Raw genomic sequence first — 17,536 nt, 5'->3', positions numbered from 1 at the left:
GGCCGCCCCCCGGCGCGCACGACGGCGGGGCCCAACATCCGCATAGGGCTTTTTCGCGACACATCGCGTTTGAGATGATGGCGGGGTGAACCTTCCCGAGCAGCCCTCCGACCCCACCTCCCCCGCGCGGATGCGCGCCTCGGACGCCGACCGCGACCGGGTCGCCGACCGGTTGCGCGAGGCCCTGGCGGAGGGCCGCATCACGCCGGAGGAGCACGCCGAGCGCATCGACGCCGTCTACGCCGCCAAGACCTACGCCGACCTGGAGCCGGTGCTGAGCGACCTGCCGTCCGCCGAGGTGCCCCGGGTGGACCTGCGCAAGCCGGATCCGCTCCCGCCGCCCCTGCCGCAGTCGTCCACGCTCGCGGCGGTGTTCTCCGGCGTGGAGCGCAAGGGCCGCTGGCTGGTCGAGGAGAACACCACGGTCGCGTGCGTGTTCGGCGGCGCCGACCTGGACTTCCGCCAGGCCGTGCTGAGCCGCCGCGAGGTGACGCTCACCATCACCTGCCTGTTCGGCGGCGTGAACATCACCGTCCCGCCGGGCGTGCGGGTGCTGCCGTCCCTGACGGCGGTCTTCGGCGGGACCGACTGCGCCGAGGACGACACCCTCGACCCGGACGCCCCCGTCATCCGCCTGGCCGGCTTCGTCGCCTTCGGCGGCGTCTCGGTCGAGCGCCGCGAGGTGGGCGAGGCGAACGGCCGCCGCCGCCGGCACGAGGAGCACCACCGGCGCCACCTCGACCGCCACGCCGAACACCTCCGGCACCGCGAACACCGCCGCGAGCTGCGCGACGAGCGCCGCGACCGCCTACGCGAACTCCGCGCCGAACGCCACCGCCGAACCTGATCCCACCAAGCGCTGAAGCCCGAACGCGCCAGGGCCGTCCCACAGCTCCAAGGAAACACGCAAGGCTTTGCCCCAGTCCGCGCGACGACCTCACCCCGCACGCGGGCGCGTAGCCGACCGGTGGGGGCGAAGCCGGAGGCGAGCCCCCACCGGGAAGATCGCGAAGCGATGCCGCGCCCGCCCAAGGCGCGGTCAAGGGGGCGAGCCGCCAGGCGAGCCCCCTTGGGCCGGGCCTTAAATGGACACAGCGCGATCGGGCTGGCAGACGAGGCAGGGGGTGCAGCCTCGGGCCTTGGCCTCGGCGCGGGAGAGCGACTCCAGGTCGTCGGCGTCGTCGCCGATGTCCTCGATGAGCGCGCAGTCGGTGCGGTGGTAGCGCTTGGTGCCGCTGAGGATGCGCACCTGCGAGCCGTCACCGTCGGACGCGTCGCCGGATTCGTCGGAGGCGTCGTCGGGGGCGTCGGTGGACGCGCCGCCGGGCGTGTCGGCGGCCTCGCCGGCGGGCGGCTCGTCGGCGTCCGCCGTGGCGGGCTCGGGCTCGTCCACCGGGACGGGGTCCGCGGCGTGCCGGGGCGCGTGCTCGTCGTCGGCGTCACGGGGGCGGGGCGCCGCGGGCTCGGGCGCCTCCGGCTCGGGCGTGTCCGGCTCGGGCTCGGGCTCGGCCCGGTCCTCCGGCTCGGCCTCGGGGGGCTCGGTGACCGTGGGGAGGTCGGTCACCGTCGCCTGCTCGGAGGGCCTGCCGTCCGGCTTCGGGTCGATGGACCAGGCGGCCTTCGCCGGGGCGGGCGCGGCGGGCGCGGCGGGCTCGGTGCGCGGGATCTCGGCCGTCTGGTCGAGGCCCGGCGACGGGGCCGGCGCGGCGAAGGGTGAAGGGGAGGGCGCCGGCGCCGGGGCGGGCTTGGCGAGACCGGACAGGCCGTTGTCGGCGTGGGACGCCGCGGGGAGGCCGCCGGCGGGCTTGGTGAGGTCGGGCCGGGTGAGGTCGGACCTGCGAGGCTCCGCCCGGGGCGCGCCGTCCTTGGGCGCGGTGACCGACACCGCGGCGCGCGCCGCCAGTGCGGTGTCGGGCATGCAGGCGGTGCAGGGGCTGAACCCCTCCTCCTTGGCCTCGGCGTAGGTGAGCTCCTCGGTGTCCCGCCCGGCGAGCTGCCGGCAGGTGTCCAGGTGGTAGCGCTTGCGGCCGCGCACGACGAACACCACGGCGTCCTCGGGGACGTCGACCGGTGGGCCGGGGATCTCCGGCGCGTCGTCGGCCGGCTCCGCCGGGGGCTTGGCGGCCGGTACCGGGGGCTTGGCCGCGGCCGGGACCGGGGGCGTGGCCGGGACGGCGGCGGGAGGAGCCGGACGCTTGCGCTTGGAGCCCTGCTTGCGGCTCGCGGAGGCCGGGGCCCCCGCTCCGAAGAGCTCCTTGCGCCGCAGGACCACCCCGACGATCAGGCACACGGCGGAGACCGTGCTCACGGCGATCGAGATGTAGATCACCGTAAGCGCGTCCAGGCCGAAGACCTGGGCGCTGTCTCCGTTGCCGGCGACGATGCCCGCCACGAGCAGGGCGATCGCCACCACGACGAGGACGCCACTCAGGATGATCACAGGGTCTCTCCCCCTCGTTCAAGCCGCTCGGCTCCGGGCCGCGTGGGCCCGGTGGTCGGCACGCCGGCGCCGCTGGACGGCGGCGCTGCCGTCACGCGCGTGGCGGTCGGCACGACCCTATCGCCTGCGGCGCCCGCGTCAGCGCCTCTCGTGCGGCGGGTTGTCGCCACCGCCCGAGTGGAACGCGCCGGTCGCCGAGTGCTGGACCTGCTGGTGCTGGGCCGGCTCGGCGGGCGGCGGGAACGGGGTGGCCGTCGTGGCGCCCGCGCCGTTGCGGTTCTCGGCGTGGGGAAGGGCGCCCTGCGGGCCGGTCTGCGGTCCCGCCTGGGGGGCGGTCTGCTGCGGCGGGGAGGGGACGGCGGCGAACGCGCCGGTCTCGGTGCTGCCCGCCTCCAGGTCGCGCAGCTGGCCCTCCAGGTAGACCTTCAGGCGGCTGCGGTACTCGCGTTCGAACGCGCGCAGGTGGTCGACCTCGCGTTCGAGCTCCTCGCGCTGCTGCACGAGCGAGCCCATGACCTGGCGGTGCCGCTCCTGGGCGTCGCGGTCGAGGGCCTCGGCGCGCGAGCGGGCCTCGCTGACGATCTGGTCGGCCTGGCGGCGCGCCTTGCCGAGGATCTCCTCGGCCTCGCGGCGGGCGCGGCCGAGCGTCTCGTCGGCCTCGCGCCGGGCGTCGGCGATCGCCTGGTCGGCGGTCTGCTGCGCCAGCGCGAGCACGCGCGCGGCGGTGTCCATGTTGTCCTCGCCGGTGGAGGCGGGCGCCATGCCGAGGCCGCCCATCACGGGCTCCGGCTCGGGCTGGGGCTGCGGCTCGGGGCGCGGCGGCTCGGGGATCTTCTGCACGTCCGGCTTGGGCTCCACGATGGGAGCGGCCATGGCGGGGACCTTGCCGCGCAGGCACTCGGCGAGCTTGGCCCGCAGCTCCTCGTTCTCCTGGATGAGGCGGTCGAGCTCGGCCTCGACCTCGTCGAGGAAGGCGTCCACCTCCTCCTCGTCGTACCCCGGCCTCAGCCTGGTGGTACTGAACTGCTTGTTCCGCACATCGGCGGGTGTCAGCGGCATGTTCGTCTCCTTGGCGCGCTTGGAGTCTGTCCCCAAAGGACGGTATCCGATCAGAGCCTCTGCACGAAGATGATCATGACCCAGACCACAAGGATGAGGAAGGTGAAGCTGAGGTCCAGCGCCACGTTACCCAGACGGAGCGGCGGGATGAAGCGCCTGAGGAGTTTCAGTGGCGGATCGGTGACGGTGTACACCGCCTCGGCGATCACCAGCACCACCCCGGTCGGCTTCCACTGCCGGGCGAACGACTGCAGGACTTCCAGGATCAACCTCCCGATGAGGAAAAGGAGGAAGAAGTACAGCACGTACTGCAGTACGAGTCCAACGATGTTCACGGACACTCTCGCTTGTGGCTGTCAGCTTTGGTTGAAGAACCCTCGTTCTGCCATCCGGGCCTTGTCCTCCGCCGTCACCTCCACGTTGGCGGGTGACAGGAGGAACACCTTGTTCGTAACACGCTCGATGCTCCCATGCAGGCCGAACACGAGACCAGCCGCGAAGTCGACCAGACGCTTGGCGTCGCTGTCGACCATCTCGGTCAGGTTCATGATCACCGGCGTGCCCTCCCGGAAGTGCTCCCCGATGGTCCTTGCCTCGTTGTAGGTCCTAGGGTGCAGCGTAGTGATACGCGCGAGGTCGGTGGTACCGGACTCGTAGAGTGCCACGGAGCGTCGCTCGACGGGGGACGGTGCGTGATGCTCGCGATCGCGGTCCGCGCCGTCCTCGGCTCGGGTAAGCTGACCGCCGGATTCGTCCTCGCGGCGACGGCCCTGACCGGTGTCGGTCTCCTCGTCGTAGACCTCGTACTCGTCGTAGTCGTCGTACTTGCCGTACTTGTCGTCGTCGTAGCGGTCGTCCTCCACGAGGCCGAGGTAGACCGCCATCTTGCGCATCGCGCTGGCCATACGCCCCTCCTGTGGCCGCGGCGTCCGGCACGTCCGGCCGCCGTTGGACTGATCCGACTGGGCTGTTCGACAACGTGGCACGCTTTCCGGCAGGTACCACTGGGGGGACATTACCTGACGATTGCCCGTCGGCCGCCGAGCAACGCCGTAGCGACCCGCGGGTGTGTCGCGACCCACCCGATCGCCCGCTCGATTGACCGCCCGGCCGCCGCCGGACGGCCGGAGCGCGCCGCGCTCCCCGGAGCCCCGCTCAAGGGTGGCACCGGGGAGGCGCGGAGTCACGCGCCTTTTTCCCTGAGCCAGACGTAGCCGGCGAAACGTCCGGTGCGTCCGTTGCGGCGGTAGGAGAAGAGGTCGCGGGTCTCGATGGTGCAGCGCGGGTCGACCTGCACGCCGGTGACGCCCTCGGCGGCGAGCTGCGCGACGATCCCCGCGCGGATGTCGAGCCCGGGGGTGCCCTTGGACGTGGTGGCGTACGCGGCGGGCACGACGGCGGCGACGTCCGCGCGCATCGCCTCGGGCACCTCGTAGCAGCCGCCGCACGCGGCCGGGCCGATCGCGGCGCGGATGCGGGACGGGTCGGCGCCGCGTCCGCACATCGCCTTCACCAGCGCGGGGACGACCCCGGCGGCGGTGCCGGGGCGCCCCGCGTGCGCGGCGCCGGCGACGCCCGCGACGGGGTCGGCGAGCAGGACCGGCGCGCAGTCGGCGACGAGGACGGCGAGGGCGAGCCCGGGGACGGTGGTGAGGACCGCGTCCACCGGGTCGGGCAGCTCGGGGGCGGTCACGTGCACGACGTCGGCGCCGTGGACCTGCCGCATCCAGACGGTGCGGTCGGGGTCGACGCCGAGGGCGGCGGCGGCGCGCCGCCGGTTGGCGCGCACGGCCGCGGCGTCGTCGCCGACCGCGCCGCCGAGGTTGAGGGTGTCGTAGGGGGCTTCGCTCACGCCGCCGGCGCGGGCGGTGAACCCGGCGCCGACGCCGTCGCCCAGGGCGACGGGTGTGATCACTTCAGGAAGTCGGGGACGTCGAGGTCGTCGGGGTCCTCGAACACGACGGGACGGCGGCGCTCGCCGGTGGCGGGGCCGCCCTCGTTCTCGCCCGCGTGGACGCGGGAGGGGGACTCGGGTGCCGGGCGCGGCGGCGTGCGGGCGCCGGGCTCCCCCGCGTCGCGGTCGGCGGGCGGGACGGGCGCGGGGAGCGGCGCCGGGGGCGGCGGCACCGGCGGCTCGGCGCGGGCGGGCTCGCCGCGCGTGCCGCCGGCGGCGCGCTCGTCGCCCTGGCCCGCGGGCGGCTGCGCGCGTCCGGCCTGGTCGGCGGGCCGGGGCGGGGACGGGGCGGAGGCGTGCGGCGCGGCCGCGGCCTGCGCCACCGACTGCTGGTGCGCGGTCGGCTGCGCCGCGGCGCCGGTCTCCGAGCGTCCGACCCGGCTCGGGATCGGGTTCGGCGGGGCGGCCGGCGGCGGCGTGGGCCGGGGCGGCGGTGGCAGCCTGCGGCTCTCGGGCTCGGGGGCGGGCTTGTCCGGACGTCCCTCGTCGAAGCCGGCCGCGATCACCGTGACCCGGACCTCGTCGCCGAGGGCGTCGTCGATGACCGCGCCGAAGATGATGTTGGCGTCGGGCGCGGCGGCGTTGGACACCAGCTGCGCCGCCTCGTTGATCTCGAACAGGCCGAGGTCGGAGCCGCCGGAGATGGACAGCAGCACGCCGTGGGCGCCGTCGATGCTGGCCTCCAGCAGCGGGCTGGAGATCGCCATCTCGGCGGCCGCGACCGAGCGGTCGTCGCCGCGCGCCGAGCCGATGCCCATCAGCGCCGACCCGGCGCCGGACATCACGGACTTGACGTCGGCGAAGTCGAGGTTGATCAGGCCGGGCGTGGTGATCAGGTCGGTGATGCCCTGGACACCGGACAGCAGCACCTGGTCGGCCGCCTTGAAGGCGTCCAGCACGCTGACCTGCCGGTCGGAGATCGACAGCAGCCGGTCGTTGGGGATCACGATGAGGGTGTCGACCTCGTCGCGCAGCGTCTCGATGCCGGCCTCGGCCTGCATCGCGCGGCGCTTGCCCTCGAAGCTGAAGGGGCGGGTGACCACGCCGATCGTCAGCGCGCCGAGCGAGCGCGCGATGTTGGCCACCACGGGCGCGCCGCCGGTGCCGGTGCCGCCGCCCTCCCCCGCGGTGACGAAGACCATGTCGGCGCCCTTGAGGACCTCCTCGATCTCCTCGCGGTGGTCCTCGGCGGCCTTGCGGCCGACGTCGGGGTTGGCCCCGGCGCCGAGGCCCCGGGTGAGCTCGCGGCCCACGTCGAGCTTCACGTCGGCGTCACTCATCAGCAGCGCCTGGGCGTCCGTGTTGATCGCGATGAACTCGACGCCCTTGAGTCCCTCTTCGATCATCCGGTTGACGGCGTTGACGCCGCCGCCGCCGATGCCGACGACCTTGATGACCGCGAGGTAATTCTGCGGTGCTGCCACGACGAGGGGCCTTTCCGCTCTATCCGACCGCCCTGCCCGGTCTGCCGACCGTGCCGCCGCGGTGTTCCTGACCTGTGTGCACTTCTGGCGGGGCCGGACGGTCCTGGCACGGTGCCGGGAGCCGTCGACAACCCTCACCCTCAACTTGAGGCTTACAGTTATGTCAACCTGAGGACTGATACGGACAGTAGGGCGGCCTAACCGCCAGGGTCAACTAACCTCCCCCGAAGTCCACCGGCGTGTCGCACTGGCGCCGGGTTGCCCTGGTTGGCACGGGAACTTCTGCGGAACTTCTGCCGCTCATCGCGCTTCCCGCCCTCCTGATCGATGTTCGCGCCGGTGCTCGCCCGAGGTTCGCCTCGCCGCTCACACGCGCCGCCGTGCCGGTCCGTCCGGCCGACCGCTTCCAGCGTGCCCCATCGGACGGCCGGAATCGCCCCGACACACGCACCGGCCCCGGAACCGCGTGCTCGGGTTCACCGCGTCGTGACGACCTCGGGCGAGCTGACGTCGATGGTGCGGGCGGCGCGGCCCGCCGCGGTGCGCCGCAGCGCCTCCAGCAGCCGGACCTTCTCCGCCGCCCGTTCCGCGGGGCCCCACACCACGACCGGGCCGTCCGACAGGTGCAGGACGACGTCGCCGGGCCCGGTGGCGGCCACGTCGGTCAGCCGCGTCCGCAGGCGTCCGGGCAGGTCGGTGAGGACGCGCAGCGCCGCGAGCGTCGCCGGGTCCGACGGGCCGGGCGAGGCGACGGTCAGCGTCGGCAGCCCCGCCGGCCGGGACGCGCCCTCGACGACCGTGACGCCGAACCGGTCGATCTGCCGGTAGGAGCCGCCCCGCCGCAGGACGGCCACCGGGACGCGCTCGCGCACGATGACCCGGACCGTCGCCGGCCAGCGCCGCTCGACCCGCGCCGACTCGACCTCCCGCAGCCCCTCGACCCGCGCCCGCACGGCACCGGTGTCGAGCCGCACCATCGGCACGCCCAGCCGGACGCCCGCCGCCGCGACGACCCGGTCGGGCTGGACGAGCCGCGCCCCGCTGACCTCGACGTCCCGCACGACCAGCAGCCGCGAGCCCAGCAGCACCCACGTGACGGCGGCGAGCACGCCCAGCACGAGCAGGGCGGCGAACGCCGCCTTCCACCGGCTCGGGCGCCGCCGGCCCCGGGGCGCCGGATCCGCGCCGACCGCACCGGTCTCCGGCCGCTCGCCGGTCCCGGTCTCGGTCTCGGGCGGGAGGGCAGTCATGCCCCCAGCCTGGCAGCGATCCCGCCGCGGACCGCCCATCGCGGGCGCCCCGGCGTGTTGTCACGTCCGCGCAGGTCACGACGCCGCGAGGCGCTCCAGGATCAGCGGGCCGAGCTGGGTGACATCGCCGGCGCCCAGCGTGATGACCACGTCGCCGGGGCGGGCCAGACCCGCGACGATCGCGGGCACCTCGTCGCGGACGGGCGCGTACACGGCCCGCGTCCCGTCCGGGACGGCGTCGGCGACGAGCGCGCCGGTCACGCCGGGTTCGGGGTCCTCGCGGGCGCCGTAGACGTCCAGGACGACCGCGACGTCGGCGAGCCCGAGCGCGGCGCCGAACCCGGCGGCGAAGAAGCGGGTGCGGCTGTACAAATGCGGCTGGAAGACCGCGACGATCCGGCCCGAGGGGCCCCCGCCCGCGGCCTTCTCGCCGAGGTAGTCGCGGGTCGCCTCCAGGTCGGCGGTCAGCTCGGTCGGGTGGTGGGCGTAGCTGTCGAACACCTCGACGCCGCCCGCCGACCCCTTGGGCTCCAGCCGGCGCATCGCCCCGCCGAACGTGGCGAGGCCCACCCGCACGGCCTCCTCGTCCAGGTCGAGGGCCTGCGCGACGGCGACGGCGGCGGTCGCGTTGAGCGCGTTGTGGCGCCCCGGGACGCCGAGCCGCACCTCGCCCACGCCCTCGATGTCGAAGCGGGAGCCGAGGCCGCGCGGGGTGAAGCCGGTGACGCGCAGGTCGGCGTCGGCGGCCTCCCCGTAGGTGCGGACGTCCAGCCCGCGCGCCCGCGCGTGCTCGGCGAGCCGCACCGCGACCGGGTCGTCGGCGCCCGCGACGAGCGTGCCGCCCGGTTCGATACGTTCCACGAACCTGGCGAAGTTCTCCTTGACCATGTCGAAGCCGCCGTAGTTGTCGAGGTGGTCGGCCTCGACGTTGGTGACGACGGCGACGTGCGGGCTGTACATGAGGAACGAGCCGTCGCTCTCGTCGGCCTCGGCGACGAACACGTCCCCGGTGCCCTCGTCGGCGCCGAGCCCGGTCGTGACGAGCTGCCCGCCGATGCAGTAGGACGGGTCGGCGCCCGCGTGCTGCAGCGCGACCGTCAGCATCGACGTCGTCGTGGTCTTGCCGTGCGTCCCGGCGATCGCGACGGCGCGGCGCCCGGCCATCAGCGCCGCGAGCGCCGCCGAGCGGTGCAGGACGCGCAGCCCGCGCTCGCGGGCGGCGACCAGCTCGGGGTTGCCCTCGCGGATCGCGGTGGAGACGACCACGGTGTCGGCCTCGCCGACGTGCGCGGCGTCGTGCCCGACGAAGACCGCGGCGCCGAGCTCGCCGAGCTGGCCGAGCAGCGCGGAGTCGCGGGCGTCGCTGCCCGACACCGCGATGCCGCGGCGCAGCATGATGCGGGCGATGCCCGACATCCCGGCGCCCCCGATCGCGATGAAGTGGACGCGGCCGAGGTCCCCCGCCGGCACGACCTCGCCGGGACCGATCAGGCTCATCGGGCGGCGCCCGCCGCGCCGACCACGGCGTACACCATCCGCGCGAGCGCGACGTCGGCGTCCCGCCGGCCCATCCGCCCGGCCTGCTCGGACATGTGCGCGACCCGGCCCGGGTCGGCGAGCACGGGCAGCAGGTTGTGCGCGATCCAGTCGGGCGACAGCTCGGCGTTGTCGACCAGCATCCCGCCGCCCGCCGCGACGATCGGCTCGGCGTTGAGCTTCTGCTCGCCGTTGCCGATGGGCAGCGGCACGTACACCGCCGGGAGCGCGACCGCGGCGAGCTCCGCGCAGGTCATCGCCCCGGCGCGGCACATCGCCATGTCGGCGGCGGCGTAGGCGAGGTCCATCCGGTCGCAGTAGGGGATCGTGACGTACTGGGGGCCGCCGGACGAGGGCTCGGGCTCCTCGGTGTTCTTCGGCCCGACGATGTGCAGGACCTGGATGCCCGCCTGCCGGAAGTAGGGCGCGGCGGCCACCGCGGCCTGGTTGAGCGACCGGGCGCCCTGCGAGCCGCCGAAGATCAGCAGCGTGGGCAGGTCGGGCAGCAGCCCGAAGTAGGAGCGGGCCTTGTCGCCCATCGCCAGCCGGTCGAGCGCGGCGATCTCGCGGCGCAGCGGGATCCCGACGAACGTCGCGTTCGGCAGCGTCGAGTCGGAGTGCGAGACGGCCACGTGGTCGGTGAAGCGGGCGCCGAGCTTGTTGGCGAGGCCGGGCTTGGGGTTGGCCTCGTGCACGATGATCGGCACCTTGCGCTTGCGGGCGGCCAGGTAGCCCGGGGTGGCGACGTAGCCGCCGAAGCCGACCAGGACGTCGGCCTGCGCCTGGTCGAGGACGGAGGCCGCCGCGTTGATGGCGCCGCGCAGCCGGCCCGGGACCGACAGCAGCTGCGGGGTCAGCGTGCGCGGCAGCGGCACCGGGGGGATCAGGGCGAGCTCGTAGCCCCGCTGCGGGACGAGCCGGGTCTCCAGGCCCCGCTCGGTCCCGAGGCAGGTGATCCCGACGTTCGGGTCGTTGCGGCGCAGCGCGTCGGCCAGGGCCAGCGCGGGCTCGATGTGTCCGGCGGTGCCGCCGCCGGCCAGGACAACCCTCATGCTCGTTGACAACTCCTCAGCGTGTTCGACTCAGCGTGTTCCGGCTCAACGTGTTCGACTCGGCGTGCTCGTCTTCTCGGGTGCCGCGCCCCGCGGCGCGCGGGACGGCTTTCGCGGGCGCCGGGTCCGCCGGCACCCCGGAGGGGGTCTCAACGCCGTGCCAGGCCCAGCCAGCTTAGAGCCCTCACGACCGGTCCGGGGCCCCGTGCGGAGAGTGCCTGCCTGGCCCCGGGCTCGCGTTTGGCGAAGGCGAGCAGCATCCCGAGCGCCAGGAGCGTCGGGATGAGCGCCGATCCGCCGTAGGACACCAGCGGCAGCGGGATACCGGTGATGGGCAGCACCCCGATGACCGCGCCGATGTTGACGATGGCCTGGACGACCAGCCAGGCCGTCGCGCCCGCGGCGGCGAGCCGGGTGAAGGGGTCCTTCACCCGGCGGGCGATCCGGAGCCCGGCGTAGGACAGCAGCCCGAACAGCCCGAGGACGACGAGGGTGCCGACGAGCCCGAACTCCTCCGCCACGATCGCGAAGATGAAGTCGGTCTCGGCGTGCGGCAGGTAGTCCCACTTGGCGCGCCCCTCCCCGAGGCCGGTGCCGAAGAAGCCGCCGGAGGCGACCGCGAACAGCCCCTGCCGGCCCTGGTAGTTGCTGGTGAGCTGGTTGCCCGCGGGGTCGAGGAAGCCGGTCAGCCGCTGCATCCGGTACGGCTCGACGACGATGAGGATCGACACCAGCAGGCACACCAGCCCGGCGATGCCGAGGAACAGCCGTCCGGGCGCGCCGACGACCCACAGCAGCGCCAGGAAGATCGTCAGCAGCACGAGCGTGGTGCCGAGGTCGTTGCCGAGCATGACCAGCAGCACCAGCATCCCCGCGCCGGGCAGCAGCGGGACGAGCAGCGGCCGCCACTCGGTGAGCTGGCCGAGCCGCTCCTTGCGGGCCAGCAGGTCGGCGCCCCACAGCACGAGGCCGAGCTTGGCGGGCTCGGACGGCTGGATCTGGAGCGGCCCGAAGCTGATCCAGCGGGTCGCGCCGCCCGCGCTGCGGCCGAGCCCGGGGATCAGCACCAGCGCCAGCGCGACGATCGACAGCAGCAGCAGCGGGTAGGCGAGGGCGCGGAACGTCCGGACGGGCAGCCGGGAGGCCAGCCACATGCCGGGCAGCCCGATCGCCATCCAGATCGCCTGCTTCTGGAAGAGGGTGTAGGCCGAGCCGGTCTCCTGGAGCTGCTTGACGCTGGAGGCCGACAGCACCATGGTCAGCCCGAGCGCCAGCAGCATCACCGAGCAGCCGAGCACCAGGTAGTAGGAGGTGAGCGGGCGGTCGAGCAGCCCGACGGCGGCGGCGACCTGCTCGCGCGGGCCGGCCCGCCGGCCCTCCTCCTCCTGCGCGGTCGCGGCGGTCATCGCCGCCGCGCGGTCCCGGCGAGCCGCTCGACGGCGGCGATGAAGGCGTCCCCCCGGGCCGGGTAGTTCGCGAACATGTCGAAGGAGGCCCCGACGGGGGCGAGCAGCACGGTGTCGCCGGGGCGGGCGAGCCCGGCGGCCTCGGTGACGACGCGGTCCATGGCCCCAGTGTCGGTGTCGGCGACGTCCACGACCGGGACATCCGGGGCGTGTCGCGCGAGCGCCTCCGCGAGCCGGTGCCGGTCGCGGCCCATCAGCACGACGCCGCGCAGCCGCGGCGCGCAGTCGCGGACGAGGTCGTCGACGTCCAGGCCCTTGAGGAGGCCGCCCGCGATCCACACGACCGGCTCGTAGGCGGCGAGCGAGGCGGCGGCGGCGTGCGGCTGCGTCGCCTTGGAGTCGTTGACGTAGGCGACGCCGGTGACGTCGGCGACGTGCTGGATGCGGTGCGGGTCGGGCACGAACGCGCGCAGCCCGTCCCGGACGGCCTCGGGCGGCACCCCGAACGCGCGCGCGAGGCCCGCCGCCGCGAGCGCGTTCGCGACGTTGTGCGGCGCGAACGGCCGGACGTCGGCGAGCGCCGCCAGCTCCGCGGCCTCCCGCCGCGGGTCGGCGGTGAAGGCCCGGTCGACGAGCAGTTCCTCCACGACGCCCAGCTCGCCCGGCCGGGGCACCTGGAGCGTGAAGCCCGCGCGGCGCTCGGCGCCCGCCGCCAGGGAGGTGGAGACGGGGTCGTCGGCGTTGTGGACCGCGATCGCGCCCGGCGCGAAGATCTTCGCCTTGGCGGCGACGTAGGCGTCCATCGTGCCGTGCCAGTCGAGGTGGTCGGGCGCGACGTTCAGCACGGTCGCCGCGTACGGGGCCAGTGAACTCGACCAGTGCAGCTGGTAGCTGGACAGCTCGACCGCCAGCACGTCGTGCGGCTGGTCGACGGCCTCGACGATCGGCGTCCCGACGTTGCCGACCGCGAGCGCGTCGTGGCCCGCGGCGGTGAGCATGCACGCGAGCATCCGCACGACGGTGGTCTTGCCGTCGGTGCCGGTGACGGCCAGCCACGGCGCCGCGCCCTCGGCCGGGCGCAGCCGCCAGGCCAGCTCGACCTCGCCGATGATCTCCACGCCCGCGGCGGCGGCCGCGGCGGGCAGCGGCGCGTCCGGCCGCCAGCCGGGCGAGGTGACGACGAGGTCGGTGCCCGCCGGGAGGCTCTCGCCGTCGCCGAGCCGGACGGCCACGCCGCGCTCCTCCAGCTCGGCCGCGGCGCTCCGGCGCTCGTCGTCGTCGCGGGCCTCCACGGCCGTGACGCGGGCGCCCCGGGCCGCGAGCGCGCGGGCGGCGGCGCGGCCCGACACGCCGAGGCCGGCGACGACGACGTCGAGGCCGTCCCAGGGACGGGTGGTCATTTCTTCGGCATCCATTCCAGGTAGAACAGGCCGATGCCGATCGCGACGAACAGCGCCGACATCAGCCAGAACCGCACGACGATCGTGGTCTCGGCCCAGCCCGACAACTCGAAGTGGTGCTGGAGCGGCGCCATCTTGAACACGCGCTTGCCGGTCATCTTGAATCCGCCGACCTGGATCATCACCGACAGGGTGATCATCACGATCAGCCCGCAGAGGATCGCGAGCAGGAACTGGGTGCGGGTGAGGATCGCGAGGCCGACCAGCACGCCGCCGAGGGCCAGCGAGCCGGTGTCGCCCATGAAGATCTTGGCGGGCGGGGCGTTCCACCACAGGAAGCCGAACACGCCGCCGAGCACGGCCGCCGCGACCACCGCGAGGTCGAGGGGGTCGCGGACGCTGTAGCAGTTGGGGGCGAGGGCGTAGGCGCAGCTGTTGCGCAGCTGCCAGTTCCCGATGATCACGTAGGCGGCCAGCACCATGCCCGCCGGGCCCGCGGCGAGGCCGTCCAGCCCGTCGGTCAGGTTCACGCCGTTGGACATGGCCGCGATCAGCAGCAGCGCCCACACCACGAACAGGTACGGGCCGATCGAGGGGCCGAAGTCGCGCAGGAACGACAGGTGGGGGTCGGCGGGGGTGATGTCGTACCCGTTGGGGAAGTTCAGCGACGCGATCGCGAAGACCACGCCGACCAGGATGATGCCGATCATCTTGGCGCCGCTGCGCAGGCCGAGGCTGCGCTGCTTGAACACCTTGATGTAGTCGTCCACGAACCCGACCAGCCCGAGGCCGGTCATCAGGAACAGCACCAGCACGCCCGAGATCGTCGGCTCGTCGCCGGTGAACAGGTGCGCGGCGGCGTAGCCGACGAGCGAGCCGACGATGAAGACCGTCCCGCCCATCGTGGGGGTGCCCCGCTTGGTGAGGTGCGCCTCGGGGCCCTCGTCCCGGATCATCTGGCCGTAGCCCAGCCGGTTGACGATCCGGATCCACACCGGGGTGCCGACCATCACGAAGACCAGCGCCACCCCCGCGGCGAGGATGATGTTGGTCATCGGGCGGCCTCCCCGGCGCGGCCGGCGAGGATCGCCTCGGCCACCCGTTCCATCCCGGCGACGCGGGAGCCCTTCACCAGCACGACGTCTCGCGGCCTGAGCCGCTCGCTGAGCGCGGTCACGGCCGCGCCGACGTCATCCACCTGTACGCACTCTCCCGTCCATGAGGCCACCTGCCCGGCCCCCTCGGCCATCGCCGCCGCGTTCGGGCCGACGACCACGAGGCCGGCGAACCCGCTGCGCGCGACATGCTGTCCGATCTTGGCATGTTCCGCCACGGACGCGGCGCCCAGTTCGGCCATCTCGCCCAGGACCGCGAACGCCCGCCGGTCGCGGGCGAGGTGGCGGGTCGTGTCGATCGCGGCGCGGGTCGAGTCGGGGTTGGCGTTGTAGGCGTCGTTGACCACGGTCACGCCGTCGCCGCTGTCGGCGACCTCCATCCGCCAGCGGCTGGCGGGCTCGGCCCGCGACAGCGCCTCGGCGACCTCGTCCGGCGGCAGGCCCGCGGCGCGGGCGGCGGCGGCCGCGGCCAGCGCGTTCGCGACGGCGTGCGCCCCGTACAGGCGCAGCGCGACCGGCGCCGCGCCCTCGGGCGTGACCAGCGTGAACCGGGCGCGGCCCCGCTCGTCGAGGGTCTCCCCGGCGGCGCGGACGGTCGCGGCGGGCGAGCGCCCGAACGTGACGACCTTCGCCCGCGTCCGGGGCGCCATCGCGGCCACCAGCGGGTCGTCGGCGTTGAGGACGGCGGTCCCGCCCTCGGGCACGGCCTCGATGATCTCGCCCTTGGCGACGGCGATGTTCTCCCGGCCGCCGAACTCCCCGACGTGCGCGGTGCCGACGTTCAGCACGACGCCGACGCCCGGACGGGCGATCCCGGTGAGGTAGGCGATGTGGCCGATCCCACGCGCGCCCATCTCCAGCACCAGGTAGCGGGTCCGCGCGTCGGCGCGCAGCACGGTCAGCGGCAGCCCGATCTCGTTGTTGAACGACCCGGGCGGCCACACGGTCGGGCCCGCGCGGGACACGACCTGCGCGATCAGGTCCTTGGTGGAGGTCTTGCCCGCCGAGCCGGTGACGGCGATGACCGTCACGCCGGGCAGGCGCTCCAGCACGCCGCGGGCGAGCCGTCCGAGGGCCTCCTGGACGTCGTCGACCACCACGGCCGGGCCCTCCACCGGGCGCCGCGCCAGCACCGCGGCGGCTCCGGCGGCGAGCGCGGCGGGCGCGAACGCGTGCCCGTCGGCGCGCTCGCCCTCGAACGCCGCGAACAGCGCCCCGGGCACGACCGCGCGGGAGTCGATGACCACGGGACCGCCCACCACGGCGTCCGGGGGGCCGTGGAGGGTGCCCCCCGTGATCTCCGCGATCGTCGACAGCGGAAGTGGGATCACGCCTGCGCCCCGTCCCCTCTGGTTCCCTCCGCGCGCCGCCGCAGCGCCTCGCGGACGACCTCGCGGTCGTCGAACGGATGCATCTCGCCCGCCGCGTACTGGCCCTGCTCGTGGCCCTTGCCCGCGACGACCAGCACGTCGCCCCGGCGGGCCCGGCGGACCGCCAGCGCGATGGCGGCGGCCCGGTCGGGCTCGACGACGATGTGGGCCCGCTGCGCGGCGGGCACCTTCAGCCCGCCCTCGACCATGGCGGCGAGGATCGCGAGCGGGTCCTCCGACCTCGGGTTGTCGTTGGTGAAGTACGCCTTGTCGGCGAGCCGGGCGGCGGCCTCGCCCATCAGCGGGCGCTTGCCGCGGTCGCGGTCGCCGCCGCAGCCGAGCACGACGACGAGGTCGCCCTCGGTGACCCGGCGCAGCGCGGTGAGGACGGCCTCGACGGCGCCGGGCTTGTGGGAGTAGTCGACGAGCGCGACGAACTCCTGGCCCTCGTCCACGCGCTCCAGCCGGCCGGGGACCCCGGGCAGCGACCCGACCCCCCGCACCGCCGCGGGCAGCCCGATCCCCGCCTCGACCAGCGCGACGATCGCGGCGAGCGCGTTGGCGACGTTGAAGGGCCCCGCGAGCTGGACGGCGGCGTCGGCCTCGATCCCGCCGGGCCCGACGATGCGGAAGACGCTGCCGTCCGCGCCGATCCGCACGTCCTCGGCCCGCCAGTCGGCGGCGGGGTCGCCGGTCGCCGAGAACGTCGTGATCGGGATGGCGGCGGTCTCTATCAGCACCCGGCCGTGGCGGTCGTCGAGGTTGACCACGCCGACCCGCGCGTACTCGGGGGTGAACAGCTTCGCCTTGGCGGCGAAGTAGTCCTCCATGGTGGCGTGGAAGTCCAGGTGGTCCTGGGAGAGGTTGGTGAAGACGGCGACGTCGTAGTAGGCGCCGCCGACGCGTCCCTGCGCGAGGGCGTGGCTGGAGACCTCCATCGCGGCGGCGCCGACGCCCCGCTCCCGCATCGTCGCGAACAGCGCGTGCAGGTCGGTGGCCTCGGGGGTGGTCAGCGCGCTCCGCACCCGGGAGCCGCCGACCCGGATCTCCACGCCGCCGACCAGCCCGGTCTCGATCCCGGCGGCGCGCAGGCCCGACTCCAGCAGGAACACCGAGGTGGTCTTGCCGCTCGTCCCGGTGACGCCGATCAGCAGCAGGTCGCGGGCGGGCTCCCCGTACACCCACGCGGCGGCGGCGCCGAGGTGGGCGCGGACGTTCGCGACCGCCAGCACCGGCAGGCCCGTGGCGACCGCCGTGTCGTAGCCGTCGGGGTCGGTGAGGATCGCGGTGGCGCCGGCCTCGGCGGCCTGCGCGGAGAACTGGGCGCCGTGGGCGCGCGCCCCGGGCAGCGCGGCGTACAGGTCGCCGGGCAGGACCGCGCGCGAGTCGTGGGTGATGCCCGTCGCGGCGACGTCGGCCCAGATGTCGCTCCAGTCGCTCCGCTCGATGCCGAGTAGCGCCGCGAGCCCGGTCAGCGGACGGGCCGGATTGGTGGATGGGCGCATGGCGTTTCTTTCGTCGCGTACGGAA

Annotated in this window: 15 protein-coding genes; 1 reads left to right on the top strand and 14 read right to left on the bottom strand. The window is 74.6% G+C overall.

The features are described 5' to 3' along the window. Window positions 1–85 precede the first annotated feature (85 nt). Entirely contained in the window at window positions 86–847 is a 762-nt protein-coding gene (locus KLI87_RS17090) for a DUF1707 domain-containing protein (RefSeq protein WP_308166045.1), read from the top strand. Between the two features lie 234 nt (window positions 848–1,081). Here KLI87_RS17090 and KLI87_RS17085 read toward each other — a convergent pair whose 3' ends face one another. The 14 genes from KLI87_RS17085 to KLI87_RS17020 all read right to left on the bottom strand — a co-directional run bounded on the left by KLI87_RS17085 (window position 1,082) and on the right by KLI87_RS17020 (window position 17,511). Next, window positions 1,082–2,440 (bottom strand): hypothetical protein, encoded by a 1,359-nt coding sequence (locus KLI87_RS17085; RefSeq protein WP_214617833.1) that lies wholly within the window; start codon window positions 2,438–2,440, stop codon window positions 1,082–1,084. 138 nt (window positions 2,441–2,578) lie between these two features. Next, window positions 2,579–3,499, bottom strand: coding sequence for a DivIVA domain-containing protein (locus KLI87_RS17080; protein WP_214617832.1), 921 nt, complete (start codon window positions 3,497–3,499; stop codon window positions 2,579–2,581). 50 nt (window positions 3,500–3,549) lie between these two features. Beyond that, window positions 3,550–3,834, bottom strand: coding sequence for a YggT family protein (locus tag KLI87_RS17075; RefSeq protein WP_214617831.1), 285 nt, complete (start codon window positions 3,832–3,834; stop codon window positions 3,550–3,552). A gap of 21 nt (window positions 3,835–3,855) precedes the next feature. After that, on the bottom strand, window positions 3,856–4,404 hold the full coding sequence (locus tag KLI87_RS17070; RefSeq protein ID WP_156220930.1) for a cell division protein SepF: 549 nt from the start codon (window positions 4,402–4,404) through the stop codon (window positions 3,856–3,858). A 278-nt stretch (window positions 4,405–4,682) separates the two neighbouring features. After that, window positions 4,683–5,414, bottom strand: a complete 732-nt coding sequence (gene pgeF / locus KLI87_RS17065) for a peptidoglycan editing factor PgeF (RefSeq protein WP_214617830.1) — start codon at window positions 5,412–5,414, stop codon at window positions 4,683–4,685. Beyond that, window positions 5,411–6,877 (bottom strand): cell division protein FtsZ, encoded by a 1,467-nt coding sequence (ftsZ, locus tag KLI87_RS17060; RefSeq protein WP_214617829.1) that lies wholly within the window; start codon window positions 6,875–6,877, stop codon window positions 5,411–5,413. Before ftsZ ends, pgeF begins: the two co-directional genes overlap by 4 nt. A 476-nt stretch (window positions 6,878–7,353) precedes the next feature. Continuing rightward, on the bottom strand, window positions 7,354–8,127 hold the full coding sequence (locus tag KLI87_RS17055) for a cell division protein FtsQ/DivIB (protein WP_214617828.1): 774 nt from the start codon (window positions 8,125–8,127) through the stop codon (window positions 7,354–7,356). Window positions 8,128–8,202: 75 nt separating this feature from the next. Then, window positions 8,203–9,624 carry a UDP-N-acetylmuramate--L-alanine ligase gene (murC, locus tag KLI87_RS17050; protein WP_214617827.1) on the bottom strand — a complete coding sequence of 474 codons (1,422 nt, stop codon included), beginning with the start codon at window positions 9,622–9,624 and terminating at the stop codon, window positions 8,203–8,205. Then, entirely contained in the window at window positions 9,621–10,715 is a 1,095-nt protein-coding gene (gene murG / locus KLI87_RS17045; RefSeq protein ID WP_156220934.1) for an undecaprenyldiphospho-muramoylpentapeptide beta-N-acetylglucosaminyltransferase, read from the bottom strand. Before murG ends, murC begins: the two co-directional genes overlap by 4 nt. A gap of 149 nt (window positions 10,716–10,864) precedes the next feature. Further along, complete coding sequence (ftsW, locus tag KLI87_RS17040) at window positions 10,865–12,121, bottom strand: putative lipid II flippase FtsW (protein WP_156220935.1); 1,257 nt, start codon at window positions 12,119–12,121, stop codon at window positions 10,865–10,867. Beyond that, window positions 12,118–13,521, bottom strand: coding sequence for a UDP-N-acetylmuramoyl-L-alanine--D-glutamate ligase (gene murD / locus KLI87_RS17035; protein WP_250903918.1), 1,404 nt, complete (start codon window positions 13,519–13,521; stop codon window positions 12,118–12,120). The genes ftsW and murD overlap by 4 nt, the downstream gene beginning before the upstream one ends. Further along, the gene (mraY, locus tag KLI87_RS17030) at window positions 13,518–14,576 is read right to left on the bottom strand and encodes a phospho-N-acetylmuramoyl-pentapeptide-transferase (RefSeq protein ID WP_156220937.1); all 1,059 of its coding nucleotides are present in this window, start codon (window positions 14,574–14,576) and stop codon (window positions 13,518–13,520) included. Before mraY ends, murD begins: the two co-directional genes overlap by 4 nt. Then, the gene (gene murF, locus KLI87_RS17025; RefSeq protein ID WP_214617825.1) at window positions 14,573–15,967 is read right to left on the bottom strand and encodes a UDP-N-acetylmuramoyl-tripeptide--D-alanyl-D-alanine ligase; all 1,395 of its coding nucleotides are present in this window, start codon (window positions 15,965–15,967) and stop codon (window positions 14,573–14,575) included. Before murF ends, mraY begins: the two co-directional genes overlap by 4 nt. Further along, window positions 15,964–17,511, bottom strand: a complete 1,548-nt coding sequence (locus KLI87_RS17020) for a UDP-N-acetylmuramoyl-L-alanyl-D-glutamate--2,6-diaminopimelate ligase (RefSeq protein WP_214617824.1) — start codon at window positions 17,509–17,511, stop codon at window positions 15,964–15,966. Before KLI87_RS17020 ends, murF begins: the two co-directional genes overlap by 4 nt. Between the last annotated feature and the right edge of the window lie 25 nt (window positions 17,512–17,536).

The sequence above is a fragment of the Actinomadura sp. NEAU-AAG7 genome, from assembly GCF_018603865.1.
GTDB lineage: Bacteria > Actinomycetota > Actinomycetes > Streptosporangiales > Streptosporangiaceae > Spirillospora > Spirillospora litoris.
The sequence above is the reverse complement of the archived record's forward strand: the minus strand, read 5'-3'. Positions and strand labels throughout refer to the sequence as shown.

Bases quoted from the DNA above. Each gene is read 5' to 3' on its own strand.
- KLI87_RS17080 (WP_214617832.1), bottom strand. From the start codon at position 3,499: ATGCCGCTGACACCCGCCGATGTGCGGAACAAGCAGTTCAGTACCACC.
- KLI87_RS17070 (WP_156220930.1), bottom strand. From the start codon at position 4,404: ATGGCCAGCGCGATGCGCAAGATGGCGGTCTACCTCGGCCTCGTGGAG.
- KLI87_RS17055 (WP_214617828.1), bottom strand. From the start codon at position 8,127: ATGACTGCCCTCCCGCCCGAGACCGAGACCGGGACCGGCGAGCGGCCG.
- murC (WP_214617827.1), bottom strand. From the start codon at position 9,624: ATGAGCCTGATCGGTCCCGGCGAGGTCGTGCCGGCGGGGGACCTCGGC.
- murG (WP_156220934.1), bottom strand. From the start codon at position 10,715: ATGAGGGTTGTCCTGGCCGGCGGCGGCACCGCCGGACACATCGAGCCC.
- ftsW (WP_156220935.1), bottom strand. From the start codon at position 12,121: ATGACCGCCGCGACCGCGCAGGAGGAGGAGGGCCGGCGGGCCGGCCCG.
- murD (WP_250903918.1), bottom strand. From the start codon at position 13,521: ATGACCACCCGTCCCTGGGACGGCCTCGACGTCGTCGTCGCCGGCCTC.
- mraY (WP_156220937.1), bottom strand. From the start codon at position 14,576: ATGACCAACATCATCCTCGCCGCGGGGGTGGCGCTGGTCTTCGTGATG.
- KLI87_RS17020 (WP_214617824.1), bottom strand. From the start codon at position 17,511: ATGCGCCCATCCACCAATCCGGCCCGTCCGCTGACCGGGCTCGCGGCG.